The sequence below is a fragment of the Streptomyces sp. NPDC014995 genome (assembly GCF_043080745.1).
GTDB lineage: Bacteria > Actinomycetota > Actinomycetes > Streptomycetales > Streptomycetaceae > Streptomyces.
On the sequence record NZ_JBIBVX010000013.1, the window covers coordinates 23,045 to 40,619 of the forward strand.

The following is a 17,575-nucleotide window of genomic DNA, read 5'->3' on the forward strand; positions in this document are numbered from 1 at the left end:
CAGCAGCGAAGCTTTCTGGATTTGGCTCGAAACTTTCGACATCCCGGTGGACGGACATGGGTGTGCCGTCCCCTACCCAAGGAGCGCATGATGGGCGACCCGGCACTGTCCCGCCGCGGCTTCCTGGCGGCCTCCGCCGCAGCCGGTCTGAGCATGACGGCACTGAGCGCCTGCGGCGGCGACTCGGACGGAGGGTCGTCGGGGACGACCACGATCGAGTGGTGGAACATCTCCACCACCCAGCCGACCAAGGACGTCTGGGCCGGCCTGGCCAGGCAGTTCGAGGCCCAGAACCCCAAGGTCAAGATCAAGATCGTCCAGCTGGAGAACGACGCCTACAAGTCGAAGATGACGGCCCTGACCGCCTCCGGGAAGCTGCCCGACATCTTCCACACCTGGGGCGGCGGCGTCCTGCGGCAGCAGATCGACGCCGGACTCGTCGAGGACCTCACCGACCGCACCAAGGACTGGGCGGACGGCCTGCTGCCGGTCGCCAGGGAGCCGTACCTGTTCGACGACAAGGCCTACGGCGTCCCGTTCGACATCGGCATGATCGGCTTCTGGTACAACGAGGCGCTCTTCCAGCAGGCCGGCATCAGCGCGCCCCCCACCACCTGGACCGGCTTCCTCGACGCCGTGCGGAAGCTGAAGGCGGCCGGCATCACCCCGCTCGCCCTGGCCGGCAAGGAGAAGTGGCCCGGCATGTACTACTGGGCCTACCTCGCGATGCGCACCGCCGGGATCGACGCCCTCCAGAAGGCCAGCGACGACCAGGACTTCACCGGCGAGGGCTTCGTCCAGGCGGGGCAGCACCTGAAGGACCTCGTCGACCTCCGGCCGTTCCAGAAGGGCTTCCTCGGCGCCGCCTACTCCAGCCCCACCGGCCAGGCCGCCACCGTCGGCAACGGCAAGGCCGCGATGGAACTCATGGGCCAGTGGGCCCCCGTGGTGGAGGCCGACGCGGGCAAGGGACTCGGCGCGAACCTCGGCTTCTTCCCGTTCCCCGAGGTCGAGGGCGGCAAGGGCGCGCTCACCGAGGTGTTCGGCGGAGGCGGCGGCCACGCCCTGCGCGCCGGCGCTCCGCAGGCGGCCGTCGACTTCCTGAGGTTCTTCGCCTCCGCCGCCACCGACACCGAACTGGTCAAGAAGACCGGCGTGCTGCCCGTGGTGCCGGCCGCCGAGAGCGCCCTTACCGACCCCAACCTCAAGGCAGTACAGACCCAGTTGAAGGCGGCCACCGGCTTCCAGCTCTACCTCGACCAGGCCTACGCGCCCGCCGTCGGCCAGGAGATCAACGACAGCGTCGCCGCCCTCATCGCCGGTTCCAAGTCACCCCGGCAGGTCACCGAGTCGATCACCAAGGTCGCGAAGGAAGAGCAGTAGTCCGCGATGACCTCGACCTACCTCCCGGACAAGCGGAGCGGCCCCGGCGCCGACCTCCCGCCCCCGGCCGCCGGCGCCGCCCGGGGACGGGCGCGGCGGCGCGCGCTGCACTGGCTCACCGCCGTCGGCTTCCAGGTGCCCGCCCTGGTGCTCTTCGGCGTGCTGGTGCTGCTGCCGATGCTCTTCGCGCTGTACGCCTCGTTCTTCCGCTGGGGCGGCTTCGGCATGCCCGAGGACTACATCGGCGGCGACAACTTCACGCGGCTCTTCGACGACCCGGTGTTCCTCGGCGACCTGTGGCGCTGCCTGGTCCTGGTCGTGCTCTCGCTCGCCCTCCAGCTGCCGTTCGCCCTCGCCCTGGCGGTCGCGCTCAACCAGCGGATCCGCGGCCGGGCCGTCTACCGGATGCTGTTCTTCGCGCCGTACATCCTCTCCGAGGCGATCACCGGCGTGCTGTTCGCCATGATCTTCGCGCCGGACGACGGCCTCGCCGACCACGTCCTCGGCGCGATCGGCCTGGACGGAGTGGGCGGGCAGTGGTTCGCCGACCCCTCCACCGTCATGGCCACCCTCTTCCTCGTCATGATGTGGAAGTACTTCGGCTTCCACATGATGCTCTACCTGGCCGGACTCCAGTCCATCCCGGCCGAGTTGACCGAGGCGGCCCTGCTCGACGGGGCCGGCCCCTGGCAGCGCTTCCGCCACGTCACCCTGCCGCTGCTCGCGCCGACCCTGCGGATCAGCGTCTTCCTGTCCGTCATCGGCTCCATCCAGCTGTTCGACCTGGTCTGGGTCACCACCGCGGGCGGCCCCGACCACCACTCCGAGACGATGGCCGTGACCATGTTCCAGTACGGCTTCAAGCGCTACCAGGTCGGCTACGCCAGCGCGATCAGCGTGGCCATGTTCGCCATCAGCCTCGTCTTCGCCCTCGCCTACCAGCGGTTCGTGCTCCGCCGCGACCTGGAGGGGGCCACCACGACCCTGCGAGGAGGCGGCTCGTGAGCGCCCGCAAGACCGGCCGAACCCTTCCGCTGCACGTCGTCCTCGTCGCCGTCGGCACCGTGATGGCGGTGCCCCTGGTCTACGCCGTCCTGTCCGGCTTCAAGTCCACCGACGAGCTCTCCCGCAACCCGATCGGCCTGCCCGACTCGTGGGTGACCTCCAACTACACCGACATCCTGGGCTCCGGCTCGTTCTGGCGGCTGGTCGGCAGCAGCACGCTGATCGCGATCGGGACGACGATCGTCGTGGTCGCGGTGTCCGCGCTGGCCGCGTTCTCCTTCGCCCGCTTCGCCTTCCGCGGGAGGGAGGCGCTGTTCACCCTGTTCACGATGGGGCTGATGTTCCCCTTCGCGGTGGCCGCCCTGCCCCTGTTCCTGCTGCTGCGCTCGCTGGACCTGCTGGACAACCCGCTCGGCGTCATCCTTCCGCAGGCCGCCTTCGGGCTGCCGATGACCATCGTCATCCTGCGCGGCTTCTTCCGCGAGATCCCCGCCGAGCTGGAGGAGGCGGCCACCCTCGACGGCTGCGGCCCCCTCGGCTTCTTCTGGCGCATCCTGCTGCCCATGGCCCGCCCGGCCCTCGGCACCGTCTCCGTCCTCGCCGTGGTCGGCAGCTGGAACAACTTCTTCCTGCCCCTGCTGGTCTTCACCGACTCCACCTGGTGGACCATCCCCATCGGCGTCCAGCAGTTCCAGGGCCAGTACTCCGCCGAGTACGCCCGCGTCTTCGCCTACCTGGTCCTCGCCATGGTCCCCGCCCTGGCCTTCTACTCCGTCGCCGAGCGCCAGCTCGTCGGCGGCCTCACCGCCGGCGCCACGAAGGGATGACGCGCGCCCGCGGACGTACACCACCGTCGTACGGCTCACCCACACCCACGCTCGTGAGGAGTCGCACCATGCCCAGCACCTTCCGCACCTCCCGCACCCGGCTGAGACTCGCCGGGGCCCTCGCCGCCCTGCTGGTCGCCGCCGGGGCCGCGAGCGGCCCGGCCGCCCAGGCGGGGGAGCAGCACCGCGAGAAGACCCTCGCCGACCTCGCCCAGCGCCACGGCCGCTACTTCGGCAGCGCCACCGACAACCCCGAACTCACCGACACCGCCTACACGAAGATCCTCGGCCACGAGTTCGACATGATCACACCCGGCAACGGCATGAAGTGGTACGCCACCGAACCCCAGCAGGGCGTCTTCGACTTCTCCGCGGGCGACGAGATCGTGAACCTCGCCCGCGCCAACCACCAGAAGGTCCGCGCCCACACCCTCGTCTGGCACAGCCAGCTGCCCGGCTGGCTCACCGACAGGGAGTGGACGGCCGACGAACTGCGGGCCGTCCTGAAGAAGCACATCCAGACCGAGGTGCGCCACTACCGGGGCAAGGTCTACGCCTGGGACGTCGTCAACGAGGCGTTCAACGAGGACGGCACCTACCGCGAGACGGTCTTCTACAAGACGCTCGGCCCCGGCTACATCGCCGACGCGCTGCGCTGGGCCCACCAGGCCGACCCGAAGGCCAAGCTCTACCTCAACGACTACAACGTCGAGGCCATCGGCCCCAAGAGCGACGCCTACTACGCACTGGCCAAGGAGCTGAAGGCCCAGGGCGTCCCGCTCCACGGCTTCGGCCTCCAGGCCCACCTCGCCCTCCAGTACGGCTATCCGACGACCCTGGAGGACAACCTCCGCCGCTTCGCCCGCCTCGGCCTGGACACCGCGCTCACCGAGGTCGACGTACGGATGCTGCTGCCCGCGACCGGGGAGAAGCTGGCCCAGCAGGCCGACTGGTACCGGGACATGACCGAGGCGTGCCTCGCGGTGCGCCGGTGTGTCGGGATCACCGTCTGGGACTACACCGACCGCTATTCGTGGATCCCGGCGTTCTTCCCCGGCGAGGGCGCGGCCCTGCCGTGGGACGAGCAGCTCGCGCCGAAGCCGGCGTACCACGCGATCCGGGAGGCGCTGAGCGCTCCGCGGTGACGCCGGCCGTCCGTGGCCCGTCGCGCCCGCGCGGCGGAGCCGCGGAGGGGCGGGGAGGCTGAAGCAGCCGTCATCCGGCGGGAGTCGGTGGTGCGGTGCTCGACCGCACCACCAGCTCCGTGCCCAGCTCCACGCGCGGGGAGTCCGGACGTTCGCCGCGGGCCAGGCTGAGGACCGTGCGGACGGCGAGCTTGCCCATGTCGGCGAGGGGCTGGCGGACGGTCGTCAACGGCGGGGCGGACCAGCGGACTTCCGGAAGGTCGTCGAAACCGACCACGCTCATGTCCTCCGGCACGCGCAGGCCGCGCCGGCGCAGCGCCTCGATCGCGCCGAGCGCCATCTGGTCGCTGGCGGCGAAGAGGGCGGTCGGCGGCTCCGCCAGGTCGAGCAGGGCGGTGCAGCCGGTGAAACCGGACTCGGGGTGGAAGTCGCCGGGGACGACGAGGGATTCGTCCACGGTGAGGCCGGCCGCCTCCAGGGCCGCCCGGTAGCCGTCGAAGCGGGCGCGGGAGCACAACAGGCGCGGCGGGCCGGCGATCAGGCCGATCCTGCGGTGGCCGAGGGAGAGCAGGTGCTCGGTGGCGGCCAGGCCGCCCGCCCAGTTGGCGGCGCCGATGGTGGGGGTGTCGAGGGCGGGGGAGCCCATCGGGTCGACGACCACCAGCGGGACGCCCAGGATGCGCAGCTGCTCGTGCAGCGTGGGTTCCAGGGCCGAGGTGACGAGGATGACGCCGTCGGAGGCGCGGGCCCGCAGGTTGCGCATCCACTCCCGGGCGTCGCCGGAGCGGCCGTGGATCGCCGACACGACCGTGCCGACGCCGGCCGCGTGGGCGACCTCTTCGACGCCCCGGATGATCTCCACCGCCCAGGGGCTGTCGAGGTCGTTGAAGACCAGGTCGAGCAGGGCGGCGCGGGCGGGGGCGGAGGAGGGGCGCTTGCGGTAGCCGTGCAGGCGCAGCAGGTCCTCCACCCGGGCCCGGGTCGAGGGCGAGACGTCGGAACGGCCGTTGACCACCCGGGACACGGTCGGCACGGAGACGCCTGCCTGCCGGGCGATCTCCGTGATGGTGACCCTGCCCCGGGACGCGGGTGCCCTCTCGTCCGTTGCCACTTCCCCCACCTCCGTCGCGTCGCCTCGGACGCTGCTGTCGAAACTTCCAGGAGTCTTCCGGAAAGTCGGTCGTCGTGGGAAGACGTGCAAGAGGCACGGCGGGAGGTTACGGCGAGTGAGCGGCTGCGGACACGCGTCGGGGCCGGTGCGCAGCGGCGGCTGCGGGCCGGCCCCTCGGATCCCCGGGCGGCGTCGGTCGGCGACGCCCGGGCGGTTCAGGCCGCCGTGACGACCTTGCCGGTGCCCAGAGTGCGGTGCGGGGCGATGATCCGGCCGTCCGGCAGGAGCTCACCGGTGTCCTCGAAGAGCAGGACGCCGTTGCACAGCAGGCTCCAGCCCTGCTCCGGGTGGTGCGCCACGAGACGGGCGGATTCCCGGTCGGCGGAGTCGGCTGTCGGACACGGTGGCTGATGCTGGCACATGGAGGGGATCTTTCGCTCTGTCGTGGTGTGTGGAAGGTGTGATGTGTCTGTCCCGCGGCGTGAAACGTCGTTCATGGCCGCCCCCCGTTGTGATAAGTCGGTCGGAACCCAGTGTTGCCCCACGGGCGTCGATCCGCAGGGATTTCGTTGCACCGCTCCTCACAGGTTGATGACGCACCACCCGCACGGGCGGTTCATCTCAACTGCACGGTCCCTTCGGGTGGTTCCGCCTGGTCGGATGGGGCTAGTCCGGTCGGACAACGGGCGTGCGACAGCACCGTACCCCGCCACCGGGGCCGCGGTGACGGGGTACGGAGGACGGGGGCTCGGGCCGGGTGCGTCAGGCCGGGGAGCCGAGGAGGGGGCCGGGGCCCGGGGGAACGCGGAGGGTCAGGACCGGCAGCAGTTCGGCGACCCGGTGCGGGCGGTGGGCGGCGATTCCGGGAGGCGCCGGGGCCAGCGGCACCAGCAGGTCGGTCGCGGCCGGATGGCCGGTGGTGCCGTCGGAGGAGCAGTCGCCGTGCAGCCACAGGGTGAGCATGTACAGGCCGGGGACGGACAGCAGGCGTGCCTGGTAGGGCTGGGTGGACGACTCCGCCTGGCGCAGCGCGCGCTCGGTGGAGGGGATGTAGGGGCCTTCGAAGAAGTGCGAGAAGGCCCAGCCGTCCGGCGTCAGCCGGGTCTCGGCCGCGGCCACCGCACGGTCGCCGCAGCGGATCAGGAAGCGCCAGCCGGCCAGCCGGGTCGCGGACACGCCCTCAGGGGTGATCCGGTCGAGGACGTGCACGGGCAGCGGGAGTTCAGGGGTGGCGGGCCCCTGGGCGGTGCGCAGGGACGGGGTCCGCGCTTCGCGGACCGCGGTGGGGGAACCGAGTGCCATGAGGACGGAGCGCAGGGCGGGCGCGGGAGCCGGAGGGACATGCAGCGGCATGGTGGGTCGCCTCTCATTCGACAGGCACGGTGGCGCGGAGGGCGTGGGGCGGACGACGCTGTCAGCTCACTGGGAGGTCAGAGAGGCAGTGGCCGGGGTCTGGGAATCGGGGTGCGCCAGCGGCCTGCCGTCCGTCACCCGACGACGACAGGCTCCTTCGACCGTGGGCGCCCACCTTCTCTGCCTTGTTCGCGGAGTTTATACGACACGTGTTCAGACTATGTTTCGTCTAGCCGATTCCGGGACACTCGGCAAGGGTCCATTCGGTCGGCGATACGTGTGAATCATCCCGATTCAGAGCGGAGCTCGTCGCGCTGACCTCGGGATATGCGCGCGCAACGATCGGCCTATTCTCGTCGGCATTTTTCACGAGTCCCCGAGTTCGTGAAAGAACGCTTTGCGTCTTGCCCGGTGAATGTGCCTCCGGACATCTCCGGTCAGGGTAGCGGGTCACACTGCCGGCGGGGGACGTTATCGATCGACAGGGCTGGGCATCATCCCACCTGACCCCGGGACAGCCGGCGGCCGGATCGCCGGCCCGCCATGCGAGGAGGGACGCTTCGATGGGGGAGAAGGTCGTGGCAGGCGGGTTCGACCTGTCCGATCGTCAGCGCTACCGCGACAAGCTGCGACAGTGCCTGACGGGGCTGGAGCGGCTCCTGGCCCAGCAGCGCTTCGACCGCCCGAAGAACCTCATGGGGCTTGAGATCGAGTTGAATCTCGCGGGTGCCGACGGTCTGCCGAAAATGCTGAACAGTCAAGTGCTGGAGAGGATCGCCAGCCGAGATTTCCAAACAGAACTCGCCATGTTCAACCTGGAAGTCAACATAGCCCCACACCGATTGGGCGGCCGGGTATTCGACCGGCTCGCGGAGGAACTCCGCACGTCCCTGGCATATGCCCATCGAAAGGCCGGAGAGGTCGATGCGGGAATCGTGATGATCGGTATTCTGCCGACTCTGGACCGTGACGACCTCGTCACCTCCAACCTTTCCGACGTCGACCGCTACACCCTCCTCAACGATCAGATCGTGGCCGCCCGCGGCGAGGAGTTCACCCTTGAGATCGACGGTGTGGAGCACCTGGCCTGCACCTCGAAGTCGATCGTTCCCGAGGCCGCCTGCACCTCCGTGCAACTGCACCTCCAGGTCACCCCGGCCCGCTTCGCCGACGTGTGGAACGCGGCGCAGGCCGTCGCCGCCGCGCAGATCGCCGTCGGCGCCAACTCACCCTTCCTCTTCGGCCGCGAGCTGTGGCGCGAGTCCCGGCCCCCGCTGTTCCAGCAGGCCACCGACACCCGGCCGCCGGAGCTCCAGGCGCAGGGCGTGCGGCCGCGGACCTGGTTCGGCGAGCGGTGGATCACCTCGGCGTACGAGCTGTTCGAGGAGAACCTGCGCTACTTCCCCGCCCTGCTGCCCATCTGCGACGAGGAGGACCCGCTGGAGGTCCTGGCGGCGGGCGGCGTCCCCAAGCTCTCCGAGCTGGTCCTGCACAACGGCACCGTCTACCGCTGGAACCGCCCCGTCTACGGCATCGCCGACGGCATCCCCCACCTGCGCGTGGAGAACCGGGTCCTGCCCGCCGGCCCCACCGTCACCGACGTCGTCGCCAACGCGGCCTTCTACTACGGCGTCGTCCGCGCCCTGGCCGAGGAGTCACGGCCGGTGTGGACCCGGATGCCGTTCGAGACCGCCGCCGCCAACTTCGACGCCGCCTGCCGCTACGGCATCGACGCCCGCCTCCAGTGGCCACGGCGCGGCCGGCTGGGGGGCACGACCGAGGTCGACGCGGTGAGCCTCGTACGCGACGAGCTGCTGCCGCTGGCCGAGGCCGGACTGGACGCCTGGGGGGTGGAGCCGGCCGACCGGGATCTCTACCTGGGTGTCATCGAGGAGCGGTGCCGCCGGCGGACCAACGGCGCGAGCTGGCAGGTGGCCACCTTCCACCGCGCCCTGGAGGCGGGCCTGCCCCGCGACGCGGCCCTGGCGACCACCACCCGCCGCTACGCCGAGCTGATGCGCCAGGGCGAGCCGGCGCACACCTGGCCGGTGGGGCTGCCCGAGCCCGTCCCCACGGGGTGACGCCGGGTTCCGGTCGCTCTCCGGATGCCGGTGCGCGGGGAGCCGGCCGCGCGGTTCCCCGCGCCCCCGGGCCGGCGAGCGGCAGGCCGGATCGCCGGCGCGGTCCTTCCGCCTGAACACGGGGGCCGCCCGGCGAGGTCCTTTCACCTGAACACGGGGGCCGCCCGTGCCCGCCTCCGGTTCATCGGGCAAGCTGTGTCGTCCCATGACGGTGGTGCCCTCCCTGCCTGTCGGTCCGCGTGCCGGATGTCCGGCCGCCGGCATGCGAAGGGGGCCGGTTCGCTCAACTGGAGGCAGGTGTGCAGGCGGAGGAGGGGCCGGTGGCCGAATCCTTTCCGCAGGAGCGACTCTCGCGACGGATCCTCCGTGACGAGACACTGCTCGTACTCGGGCTCTCGCTCGGTGCGAGTGGGGTGTCCGCCCTGATCAGCTTTGTCGGATCGGTCACGAAACCGGGGGGCCTCAAGGACCAGGCCGCGACCCTCAACGCCTCGGCCGCGCCGGGCCGTCCCTGGCTCGATCTCGCCTGGCAGCTCTTCGGCATCACCACGGCCCTCGTCCCGGTCGCGCTCGTCGCGCACTTCCTGCTGCGCGAGGGGCAGGGCCTGCGCGTCCTCGGCTTCGACCGCACCCGCCCCTGGCCCGACCTCGGCCGCGGCGCCGCGATCGCGGCGGTCATCGGCAGCTCCGGCATCGCCTTCTACCTGGCCGCCCGCGGCCTCGGCTTCAACCTCACGGTAGTGCCGGAGGCGCTGCCCGAGGTGTGGTGGAAGTACCCGGTGCTGATCCTGTCCGCGCTGCAGAACGCGATCCTCGAAGAGGTCATCGTCGTGGGCTATCTGCTGCGCCGGCTGGACCGGCTGGGCTGGACACCGGTCGGCGCGCTGGCGGCCAGCTCCGTACTGCGCGGCTCCTACCACCTCTACCAGGGCATCGGCGGCTTCGTCGGCAACATGGTGATGGGCGTGGTGTTCGTGTACCTGTACCGGCGCTGGGGCCGGGTGGGTCCCCTGGTCGTGGCGCACTCGCTGCTCGACATCGGGGCGTTCGTGGGATACGCGCTGCTGGCGGGGAAGGTGGGGTGGCTGCCGACGGCGTGAGCCACCCCGGTCCGTCCCCGCTACGCGAGCAGGTCCCCCTCGATGACGGTGACCGCGCGGCCGCCCAGCAGGGTGCGCTCGCCCCGCAGGCCGGTGCGCACCCGGCCGGAGCGGGGGGAGGCCTGGAGGCCGGTGAGGTCGGGGCGGCCCAGGCGCTCCGACCAGTAGGGGGCCAGGGCGGTGTGGGCGCTGCCGGTGACCGGGTCCTCGTCGATGCCGAGGTTCGGGAAGTAGCAGCGGGAGACGTAGTCGTAGCCCAGTTCCGGGTTCTCGGCGCGGGCGGTGGCGATGATGCCGCGCGCGGAGTGGGCGCCGAGGGCCTTGTGGTCGGGCCGCAGGGCGTGCACGGTCTTCTCGTCGGCGAGTTCGACCAGCAGGTCACCGACGTGCGGGCCGGTGTCGAAGGCCGCGAGCGGCTCCGCGCCCAGGGCCTCGGCGACACCCTCCGGGATGTCCACGCGGGTGAGCGGGGCGGTCGGGAAGTCCAGGGTGAGGGAGCCGTCCCCGGCGGGCGTCGCGACGAGAACGCCACTGCGGGTGGCGAACCGTACCGGCCCCTCGTGGGCGCCGGTGCTGTGCAGGACGTGGGCGGTGGCGAGCGTGGCGTGACCGCACATCGCCACCTCGGCGACGGGCGTGAACCAGCGCAGCGCCCAGTCCGCCTCGCCACCCGCCGGGAGCGGGTGCGCGAACGCCGTCTCGGCGTGGTTGACCTCCATGGCCACGTTCTGGAGCCAGTCGTCGCCCGGGAAGGCGTCGAGCAGCAGGACCCCGGCCGGGTTCCCGGCGAAGGGGCGGTCGGTGAAGGCGTCGACGATTCGAATCCGCATGCCGCAGACGGTAGGGGGTGGGGAAGCCGGGGACCAAGGCCAATTCGGGGGCCATGGCCTGGTTCCGGGGCGGGGGCGGCGGACGCGCAGCGGCGGCGGGCGGAGGACGCCGGACCTCCGCCCGCCGAACAGTGCTCGATCGGACCGGGTGTCACCTCCGCCGTCCCGGCCGGACCGGCCACGGGCGGAACCGGCCGCGCCCGCCGGGACGTTGGGGGAGTGGCAGGCCGTGGACGGCAGGACGTCGAGTGGGAGGAAGCGGCACTGAACGGCACGACGGCGAGGGACGACGACGGCACGATCGTGCTGACGGGCGCGACCGGATTCATCGGATCGCACGCGCTCCGCGCGCTGCGGAGACGGGGACGACGGGTCCGCGCGTTGGTGCGCCGGATACCCGGGACCGAGGCCGCCGCCCCGGTCGAGTGGGTGCGCGCAGACCTGACCGACCCGGGCGCGCTGCGCGGCCTGTGCGAGGGCGCCGGGGCGGTCGTGCACCTGGCGTCGTACATCGGCGGGGACGAGCGGCTGTGCGAGGCGGTCAACGTGGAGGGCACACGTGCGCTGATGGCGGAGGCCACGCGCGCCGGCGTCCGTCGCGTGGTGCACCTGTCCACCGCCGCGGTCTACGGCGCCGGCCCGCACCGGGGCATCGCCGTCGACGAGGTCCCGGCCGCACCGACCTCCGCCGTGAGCCGGACCCGGCTGGCGGGCGAGGCGTACGCGCGCGAGGCGGGCGCCGTCGTCCTGCGGCCCGGGATCGTGCTCGGGGCCGGGGACCGCTGGGTGGTGCCCGGTCTGCGGGAACTCGTCGAGCGGGTGCCGGCGCAGTGGGACGGCGGCCGCGCCCTGCTGTCCGTGGTCGACGTCGGCGACCTCGCCCGCCTGATCAACGCCGCCGCCACGGGCCCCCGCCCGGTGCCGCCCGGCGTCTACCACGTCGGCCACCCCGAGCCCGTACGCATCGGCGACCTGCTGGCGGAGTTGTCGGCGCTCGGCGTCCTGCCGCCCCGTCCGGCCGAGGACTGGCCGTGGCCCGTCTGCCTGGAGCGCCTGCGGGCGACCTCCGGCCGCGCCTCGGAACGCCAGTTCGCGCTGGCCGCCCGCGACCACTGGTACCTCGCCGACGAGATCTGGAAGCTGACCGGCGAGCCCCCGGGCCCCGGCCCGCTGAGCCGCCTCGCGCGGGCGGCCGAGTGGTACCGCGACCACCCGCACCGGGCCGGCACCGCCTGACGTCACCCTCCGCGAGCGGCCCGGACCGCGTTGTGGCGGCCCTCGTACGCCCAGGCCAGTAGACGGGGTTACTCCCGCCGTGGGACGTCCCGTCCGCGCCCGCCCGGCACCGTGGTGCGGGTGAAACTCGACCGCCCCGCACGCCGGGCCTCCCTCGCCGTCCACGTGGCCGCCTCCGCATGCTGGCTCGGACTCACGCTGGGGCTGCTCGCCCTCGGGATCGCCGCGACCACCACCGGATCCCCGGCCACCGTGGAGGCCTCCGTCCGCGCCATGAAGCTCTTCGCCGACTGGCTCCTGCTCCCCGTAGCGTTCCTCACGCTCCTCAGCGGGCTGCTGCTGGCCCTGGGCACGCCGTGGGGACTGGCGAGACACCGCTGGGTCTGCACGAAGTTCTGGCTGACCCTGGCCACGATCACCGCCACGGCCTTCGCGCTGCGCCCCGGGGTCGACACGGCCGTCGCCGCCGTCGCCGCGGGCGGACCCCTGCCCGACGCCGGGGACGTCCTGTTCGGCCCGATCGTCTCCCTGTCGGCCTATGTCTTCATGACGGTGATCTCGGTCCTCAAGCCCTGGGGCCTGACCCGGCGCGGCCGGCGACTGCGCGCGGCGGCGGTTCTCCGGCAGCGCACCCCCACGGGAACGCTGGGATGCTGAGAGGAGGGCTCCCGCCGCGAGAGCCCTCGAGGCCAGGAAGGCGGTGGACCATGTGCCGTTGGCTCGCCTACTCGGGCACCCCCGTGCTGCTCGACACGATCATCTACCGGCCGACGCACTCGCTGATCGACCAGAGCCTGCACTCCCGGCTGGGGGTCGAGACGACCAACGGTGACGGCTTCGGCGTCGGCTGGTACGGGCCGCACGTGGACACGCCCGCGGTGATCCGGGAGATCGGCCCGGCCTGGAGCAACCGCAACCTGCGGGAGATCGCCGGCCACGTCCGCTCACCCCTGTTCTTCGCCCACATCCGGGCCTCGACCGGCTCCGCGGTGCAGCAGACCAACTGCCACCCGTTCCGCCACGGCCGCTGGATGTGGATGCACAACGGCGCGATCGCCGAGTTCCACCGGACCCGGCGCGACCTCGCCCTGGCCGTCGACCCGCGTCTCTTCCTCGACATCGAGGGATCGACGGACTCCGAGATGATGTTCTACCTGGCTCTCACCTTCGGCCTGGAGGAGGACCCGCCCGGCGCCGTCGCGCGGATGGCGGGCCTGGTGGAACGGACCGGCCACGAGCACGGCGTGGAGTTCCCGTTGCAGATGACGGTCGCCGTCACCGACGGGCAGCGGCTGTGGGGCTTCCGCTACTCCAGCCAGAGAGCCTCGCGCTCGCTCTTCTACAGCACGGAGGTGGAGACGCTCCGCGCCCTCCATCCCGACCTGGCGTTCCTGCGGGAGATCTCCGACGACACCCGCCTCATCGTGTCCGAGCCCCTGGGTGATCTGCCGGGCGTCTGGAACGAGGTCCCCGAGAGCATCTACGGCGTGGTGCAGCCGGAGGGGGACGAGATGCACTCCTTCGTGCCGCAGGCGGCGTAGAGCCCACCCGGACCGGGCCGCGGACCAGCACTAGGGCCAAGACCAGGACCGGCACCAGGCCCAAGGGCCAACCGGTACGAGGACCAGGGGCAGGACCAGGACCAGCACCAGGACCGCGGCCGGCGCCCGAGCTTCCCCGGAGCCACCAGTGACCGGAAGGCCGGCTCCACGCCGTGGGCGTCGAGCCGGCCTTCCCGGTGGTGGTGCCCGACGGGCGGGGCCGGTCAGTCCGTGCCGAACTCCATCGCGGCGCGGTCCAGCATCTCGTCGTCCTCCGAGACCTCACCGCGGGAGGCGATGGCCTCGGCGCCACCCTCCGGCATGCTCCCGATCAGCCCGGTCGCGGCCGCCTGGGCGGCACCGATGGCGGGGGTGGCGGTGCCGATCAGGCCGAGCCCGGCGTACTGCTCCAGCTTGGCGCGCGAGTCGGCGATGTCGAGGTTGCGCATGGTGAGCTGGCCGATGCGGTCCGCCGGACCGAACGCCGAGTCCTCGGTGCGCTCCATGGACAGCTTGTCCGGGTGGTAGCTGAACGCCGGGCCCGTGGTGTCGAGGATCGAGTAGTCCTCACCGCGCCGCAGCCGCAGCGTCACCTCGCCGGTGACGGCCGCGCCGACCCAGCGCTGCAACGACTCGCGCACCATCAGCGCCTGCGGGTCCAGCCAGCGGCCCTCGTACATCAGCCGGCCGAGGCGGCGTCCCTCGTTGTGGTACTGGGCGAGGGTGTCCTCGTTGTGGATCGCGTTGACCAGGCGCTCGTAGGCCGCGTGCAGCAGGGCCATGCCGGGCGCCTCGTAGATGCCGCGGCTCTTGGCCTCGATGATCCGGTTCTCGATCTGGTCCGACATGCCCAGGCCGTGCCGGCCGCCGATGGCGTTCGCCTCCATCACCAGATCGACGGGGGAGACGAACTCCTTGCCGTTGACCGTCACCGGGCGGCCCTGGTCGAAGCCGATCGTCACGTCCTCGGTGGCGATCTCGACCTCGGGGTCCCAGAACCGCACGCCCATGATGGGCTCCACGGTCTCCACGCCGGTGTCCAGGTGCTCCAGGGTCTTGGCCTCGTGGGTGGCGCCCCAGATGTTGGCGTCGGTGGAGTACGCCTTCTCCGTGCTGTCGCGGTAGGGCAGGTCGTGGGCGAGCAGCCACTCCGACATTTCCTTGCGGCCGCCGAGCTCGGTCACGAAGTCCGCGTCCAGCCAGGGCTTGTAGATCCGCAGGTGCGGGTTGGCGAGCAGGCCGTACCGGTAGAACCGCTCGATGTCGTTGCCCTTGAAGGTCGAGCCGTCGCCCCAGATCTGTACGTCGTCCTCGAGCATCGCCCGGACCAGGAGGGTGCCGGTGACGGCGCGGCCGAGCGGCGTGGTGTTGAAGTAGGCACGCCCGCCCGAGCGGATGTGGAACGCCCCGCAGGCCAGCGCGGCCAGGCCCTCCTCGACCAGCGCCGCACGGCAGTCGACCAGGCGCGCGATCTCGGCACCGTAGGTCTTCGCGCGGCCGGGCACGGAGGCGATGTCGGGCTCGTCGTACTGGCCGATGTCGGCGGTGTACGTGCACGGGATGGCGCCCTTGTCGCGCATCCACGCGACCGCGACCGAGGTGTCGAGACCGCCGGAGAAGGCGATGCCGACGCGCTCGCCGGCGGGAAGGGAGGTGAGGACCTTTGACATAGGAAGAGTATGCGCAATTACGCATGATCATGCAAAGCCGAGTTTCGGGTGTGGGGGTGACTCGGCCCGATGGGGTGGGGAGGGGCGGTCGGGGTCCTGCGGGCGAGGGCCTTGCCGAGCGAACTATTCCGATATATCGTTGACGCATCGCGACAGATCAACGATGGAATGAATGGAGTGATGGCGATGCGTTCCCACGGATTCGAGCGTGGACATCTGCAGGGTGGGCCCTCCCGGCGCGGCCGGGACGGCTTCGGCTTCGACGGACGGCGGGCCGCCTTCGGGCCCTTCGGCCCGGGTGGTCCGGGCGGACCGGGGTTCGGCCCCGGTGGCCCCGGCGGCGGCTTCGGGCCGGGCTTCGGCCCCGGGCCCTGGGGCGGACGAGGGCGCGGCGGGCCGAGGGGAAGGGCGCGGCGCGGTGACGTGCGGGCCTCGATCCTGGCCCTGCTCAAGGACCGGCCCATGCACGGCTACGAGATGATCCAGGAGATCGCCGAGCGCAGCGGTGGCGCGTGGAAGCCGAGCCCCGGCTCGGTGTACCCCACCCTCCAGCTGCTGGAGGACGAGGGCCTGATCAGCAGTGCGTCCGAGGGCGGCAAGAAGCTGTTCTCGCTCACCGACGAGGGCCGCACGGCGGCCGAGGAGGGCCCGGACGCCCCCTGGGAGGAAGCCTCCCGAGGGGTCGACTGGGAGGCCCTCGGCGAGATCCGCCAGGCCGGCTTCGGTCTGATGGAGGCCTTCGGTCAGGTCTGGAAGACCGGCAGCAAGGAGCAGCGGGAGAAGGCCCTGGCCGTCATCAACGACGCTCGCAAGAGGCTGTACCTGATCCTCGCCGACGAGGACTGACGGCCTCCGCGCCGTGAGAGGAGGCGCCCCGTGGAGCGATCCGCGGGGCGCCTTCGTGTGCGGGGCGGCCGTCAGGCCACCAGTCCGCCCAGCCTGCGCAGGGACTCGTTCAGGGCCGCGGTCGCCGAGTCCTTCAGCTTGCCCGCCATCAACGACACGGCCGCGCCCGTGAACTCACCGTCGATGCGGACGCCCGTCGCGTCGGCGTCGGGGGTGAGGGTGTAGCGCGTGGCGACGGTCACCGCCATCGGCCCCTTGCCTCGGATCGCCAGCACGCGGGCGGTCTCCAGTTCCTCCACGGTCCACTCGACCTCGGCCGGGAAGCCCATCAGCTTCATGTTCTCCTGGAAGGTCGCGCCCACCTCGAGGCTCTCCGGGCCGCCCCGGGGGAAGCTGGTGTGGGTCGTGTTCCACTCCCCGTACGCCGACCAGTCCGTGAGGGTGGCCCACACCTTCTCCGGTGGTGCCTGGATGCGTGCCTCCGCGCTGACTTCGGCCATGCGACCACCTCTTCGTGTCGGGCGACTCGGGCTGCGGCGTCGCGGAACGTAGCCGCAGGGCCGCCAACATTCAATACTGACGAACCGTCAGGAAGGTGGCGGGACAGGCGGCGTGCTGCTGTGCACGGAAAACAGCCGGATCTCCTCCGTAAGGAGGAGATCGCGTGCCCCGCCGTCCGCTCTGTGTGGGACGCGAAGATGCTCCCCTCCGTGGATGACGTGCCGGGGCGGGACTGATGGGGTGGGGATGTGCTACCCCGTATTCCCCGGCAGTCGGCCCGCGACGAGGCGGCCCACGCCATGGACGACGACGCCGGGCTCAGCGCCGAACTGGCGGCGGCGCTCGCCGGTGCGCGACGCCGGGCCGTCCGGGACGGGGACCGGCAGATCGACACCGCCCATCTGCTGCACTCCCTCCTGGAGTACGACCCCGAGGTGCGCGCCGCCTTCGACGGCGGCCCCCGACTCGCCCGGCTCCTCGGCTACCTCGTCCAGCGCAGCATCGGCTACGGCCTGCGCTGGCAGGGCTCCGTCGAGGACTCCGGCGCCCAGCCGGTCGTCACGGCAGTCGGGGGCTACTCGCCACTCGCCGCCGCCGCGATGGCGCACGCACGGGTCCGGGCCGCCGCTCGCCGCATCGGCGACGCCGAGAGCTTGCCGGACGGCGACCGCTCCCGTGGCGTCGATCGTGCCCGCGGCGTCGATCTGCTGGTCGCGATCGCCGCCGACCCCGAGGCGCGGGCCGTCGAGGTCCTGACCCGCGCCGGCGTCGACGCCGGCGAACTGCGCGCCCGGGTCGAAGACGCCCTGCGGGGCGGCCGGGCGGAGGGCGTCGGGGAGGGCGTCGAGGAGGGCGTCGAGGAGTGCGTCGGGGGCGGCGAGACCGCTCCCTGACCGGCCTCCCACCGTCCCCTCGCGCTCCCTTCCCCGCTCCCTCCGAGGCTCCC

At 71.9% G+C, this 17,575-nt stretch carries 17 protein-coding genes; 11 read left to right on the forward strand and 6 right to left on the reverse strand.

The window, feature by feature from the left end; genetic code table 11:
• Positions 1-90: 90 nt before the first annotated feature.
• The 4 genes from ACF1A1_RS25175 to ACF1A1_RS25190 all read left to right on the forward strand — a co-directional run bounded on the left by ACF1A1_RS25175 (position 91) and on the right by ACF1A1_RS25190 (position 4,360).
• Entirely contained in the window at positions 91-1,383 is a 1,293-nt protein-coding gene (locus ACF1A1_RS25175) for an extracellular solute-binding protein (protein WP_392003348.1), read from the forward strand.
• A 6-nt stretch (positions 1,384-1,389) separates the two neighbouring features.
• Positions 1,390-2,388: a carbohydrate ABC transporter permease gene (locus ACF1A1_RS25180; protein ID WP_392002926.1), complete on the forward strand. Its 999-nt coding sequence runs from the start codon at positions 1,390-1,392 to the stop codon at positions 2,386-2,388.
• Positions 2,389-2,450: 62 nt separating this feature from the next.
• Positions 2,451-3,215, forward strand: coding sequence for a carbohydrate ABC transporter permease (locus ACF1A1_RS25185; RefSeq protein WP_392003350.1), 765 nt, complete (start codon positions 2,451-2,453; stop codon positions 3,213-3,215).
• Between the two features lie 68 nt (positions 3,216-3,283).
• Positions 3,284-4,360, forward strand: a complete 1,077-nt coding sequence (locus ACF1A1_RS25190) for an endo-1,4-beta-xylanase (protein ID WP_392002928.1) — start codon at positions 3,284-3,286, stop codon at positions 4,358-4,360.
• 70 nt (positions 4,361-4,430) lie between these two features.
• Here ACF1A1_RS25190 and ACF1A1_RS25195 read toward each other — a convergent pair whose 3' ends face one another.
• From ACF1A1_RS25195 to ACF1A1_RS25205, 3 genes are all read right to left on the reverse strand, one after another.
• The gene (locus tag ACF1A1_RS25195) at positions 4,431-5,480 is read right to left on the reverse strand and encodes a LacI family DNA-binding transcriptional regulator (RefSeq protein ID WP_392002930.1); all 1,050 of its coding nucleotides are present in this window, start codon (positions 5,478-5,480) and stop codon (positions 4,431-4,433) included.
• Positions 5,481-5,686: 206 nt separating this feature from the next.
• The gene (locus ACF1A1_RS25200) at positions 5,687-5,893 is read right to left on the reverse strand and encodes a DUF5999 family protein (RefSeq protein ID WP_392002931.1); all 207 of its coding nucleotides are present in this window, start codon (positions 5,891-5,893) and stop codon (positions 5,687-5,689) included.
• A gap of 340 nt (positions 5,894-6,233) precedes the next feature.
• Positions 6,234-6,824 carry a hypothetical protein gene (locus ACF1A1_RS25205; protein WP_392002933.1) on the reverse strand — a complete coding sequence of 197 codons (591 nt, stop codon included), beginning with the start codon at positions 6,822-6,824 and terminating at the stop codon, positions 6,234-6,236.
• 563 nt (positions 6,825-7,387) lie between these two features.
• Here ACF1A1_RS25205 and ACF1A1_RS25210 point away from each other — a divergent pair.
• Complete coding sequence (locus tag ACF1A1_RS25210; protein WP_392002934.1) at positions 7,388-8,905, forward strand: glutamate-cysteine ligase family protein; 1,518 nt, start codon at positions 7,388-7,390, stop codon at positions 8,903-8,905.
• Between the two features lie 299 nt (positions 8,906-9,204).
• Complete coding sequence (locus ACF1A1_RS25215; protein ID WP_392002935.1) at positions 9,205-10,005, forward strand: CPBP family intramembrane glutamic endopeptidase; 801 nt, start codon at positions 9,205-9,207, stop codon at positions 10,003-10,005.
• Between the two features lie 20 nt (positions 10,006-10,025).
• On the opposite strand, the gene ACF1A1_RS25220 is transcribed toward ACF1A1_RS25215, so the two are convergent.
• Positions 10,026-10,835, reverse strand: coding sequence for a PhzF family phenazine biosynthesis protein (locus ACF1A1_RS25220; RefSeq protein ID WP_392002937.1), 810 nt, complete (start codon positions 10,833-10,835; stop codon positions 10,026-10,028).
• Positions 10,836-11,054: 219 nt separating this feature from the next.
• On the opposite strand from ACF1A1_RS25220, the gene ACF1A1_RS25225 reads away from it, so the two are divergent.
• The 3 genes from ACF1A1_RS25225 (at position 11,055) to ACF1A1_RS25235 (ending at position 13,612) form a co-directional block, all read left to right on the forward strand.
• The gene (locus ACF1A1_RS25225; protein WP_392002939.1) at positions 11,055-12,071 is read left to right on the forward strand and encodes an NAD-dependent epimerase/dehydratase family protein; all 1,017 of its coding nucleotides are present in this window, start codon (positions 11,055-11,057) and stop codon (positions 12,069-12,071) included.
• Between the two features lie 120 nt (positions 12,072-12,191).
• A complete protein-coding gene (locus ACF1A1_RS25230; protein ID WP_392002940.1) occupies positions 12,192-12,728 on the forward strand; it encodes a DUF2269 family protein in 537 nt (178 codons plus the stop codon).
• A 50-nt stretch (positions 12,729-12,778) separates the two neighbouring features.
• Positions 12,779-13,612, forward strand: a complete 834-nt coding sequence (locus ACF1A1_RS25235; RefSeq protein ID WP_392002942.1) for a class II glutamine amidotransferase — start codon at positions 12,779-12,781, stop codon at positions 13,610-13,612.
• 224 nt (positions 13,613-13,836) lie between these two features.
• Here ACF1A1_RS25235 and argG read toward each other — a convergent pair whose 3' ends face one another.
• Complete coding sequence (gene argG, locus ACF1A1_RS25240) at positions 13,837-15,282, reverse strand: argininosuccinate synthase (protein ID WP_392002944.1); 1,446 nt, start codon at positions 15,280-15,282, stop codon at positions 13,837-13,839.
• A 186-nt stretch (positions 15,283-15,468) separates the two neighbouring features.
• Here argG and ACF1A1_RS25245 point away from each other — a divergent pair, with 186 nt between their 5' ends.
• Positions 15,469-16,128, forward strand: a complete 660-nt coding sequence (locus tag ACF1A1_RS25245) for a PadR family transcriptional regulator (protein WP_392002945.1) — start codon at positions 15,469-15,471, stop codon at positions 16,126-16,128.
• Positions 16,129-16,199: 71 nt separating this feature from the next.
• Here ACF1A1_RS25245 and ACF1A1_RS25250 read toward each other — a convergent pair whose 3' ends face one another.
• Entirely contained in the window at positions 16,200-16,628 is a 429-nt protein-coding gene (locus ACF1A1_RS25250) for an SRPBCC family protein (protein WP_392002946.1), read from the reverse strand.
• 300 nt (positions 16,629-16,928) lie between these two features.
• On the opposite strand from ACF1A1_RS25250, the gene ACF1A1_RS25255 reads away from it, so the two are divergent.
• On the forward strand, positions 16,929-17,522 hold the full coding sequence (locus ACF1A1_RS25255) for a Clp protease N-terminal domain-containing protein (protein ID WP_392002947.1): 594 nt from the start codon (positions 16,929-16,931) through the stop codon (positions 17,520-17,522).
• Positions 17,523-17,575: the final 53 nt, after the last annotated feature.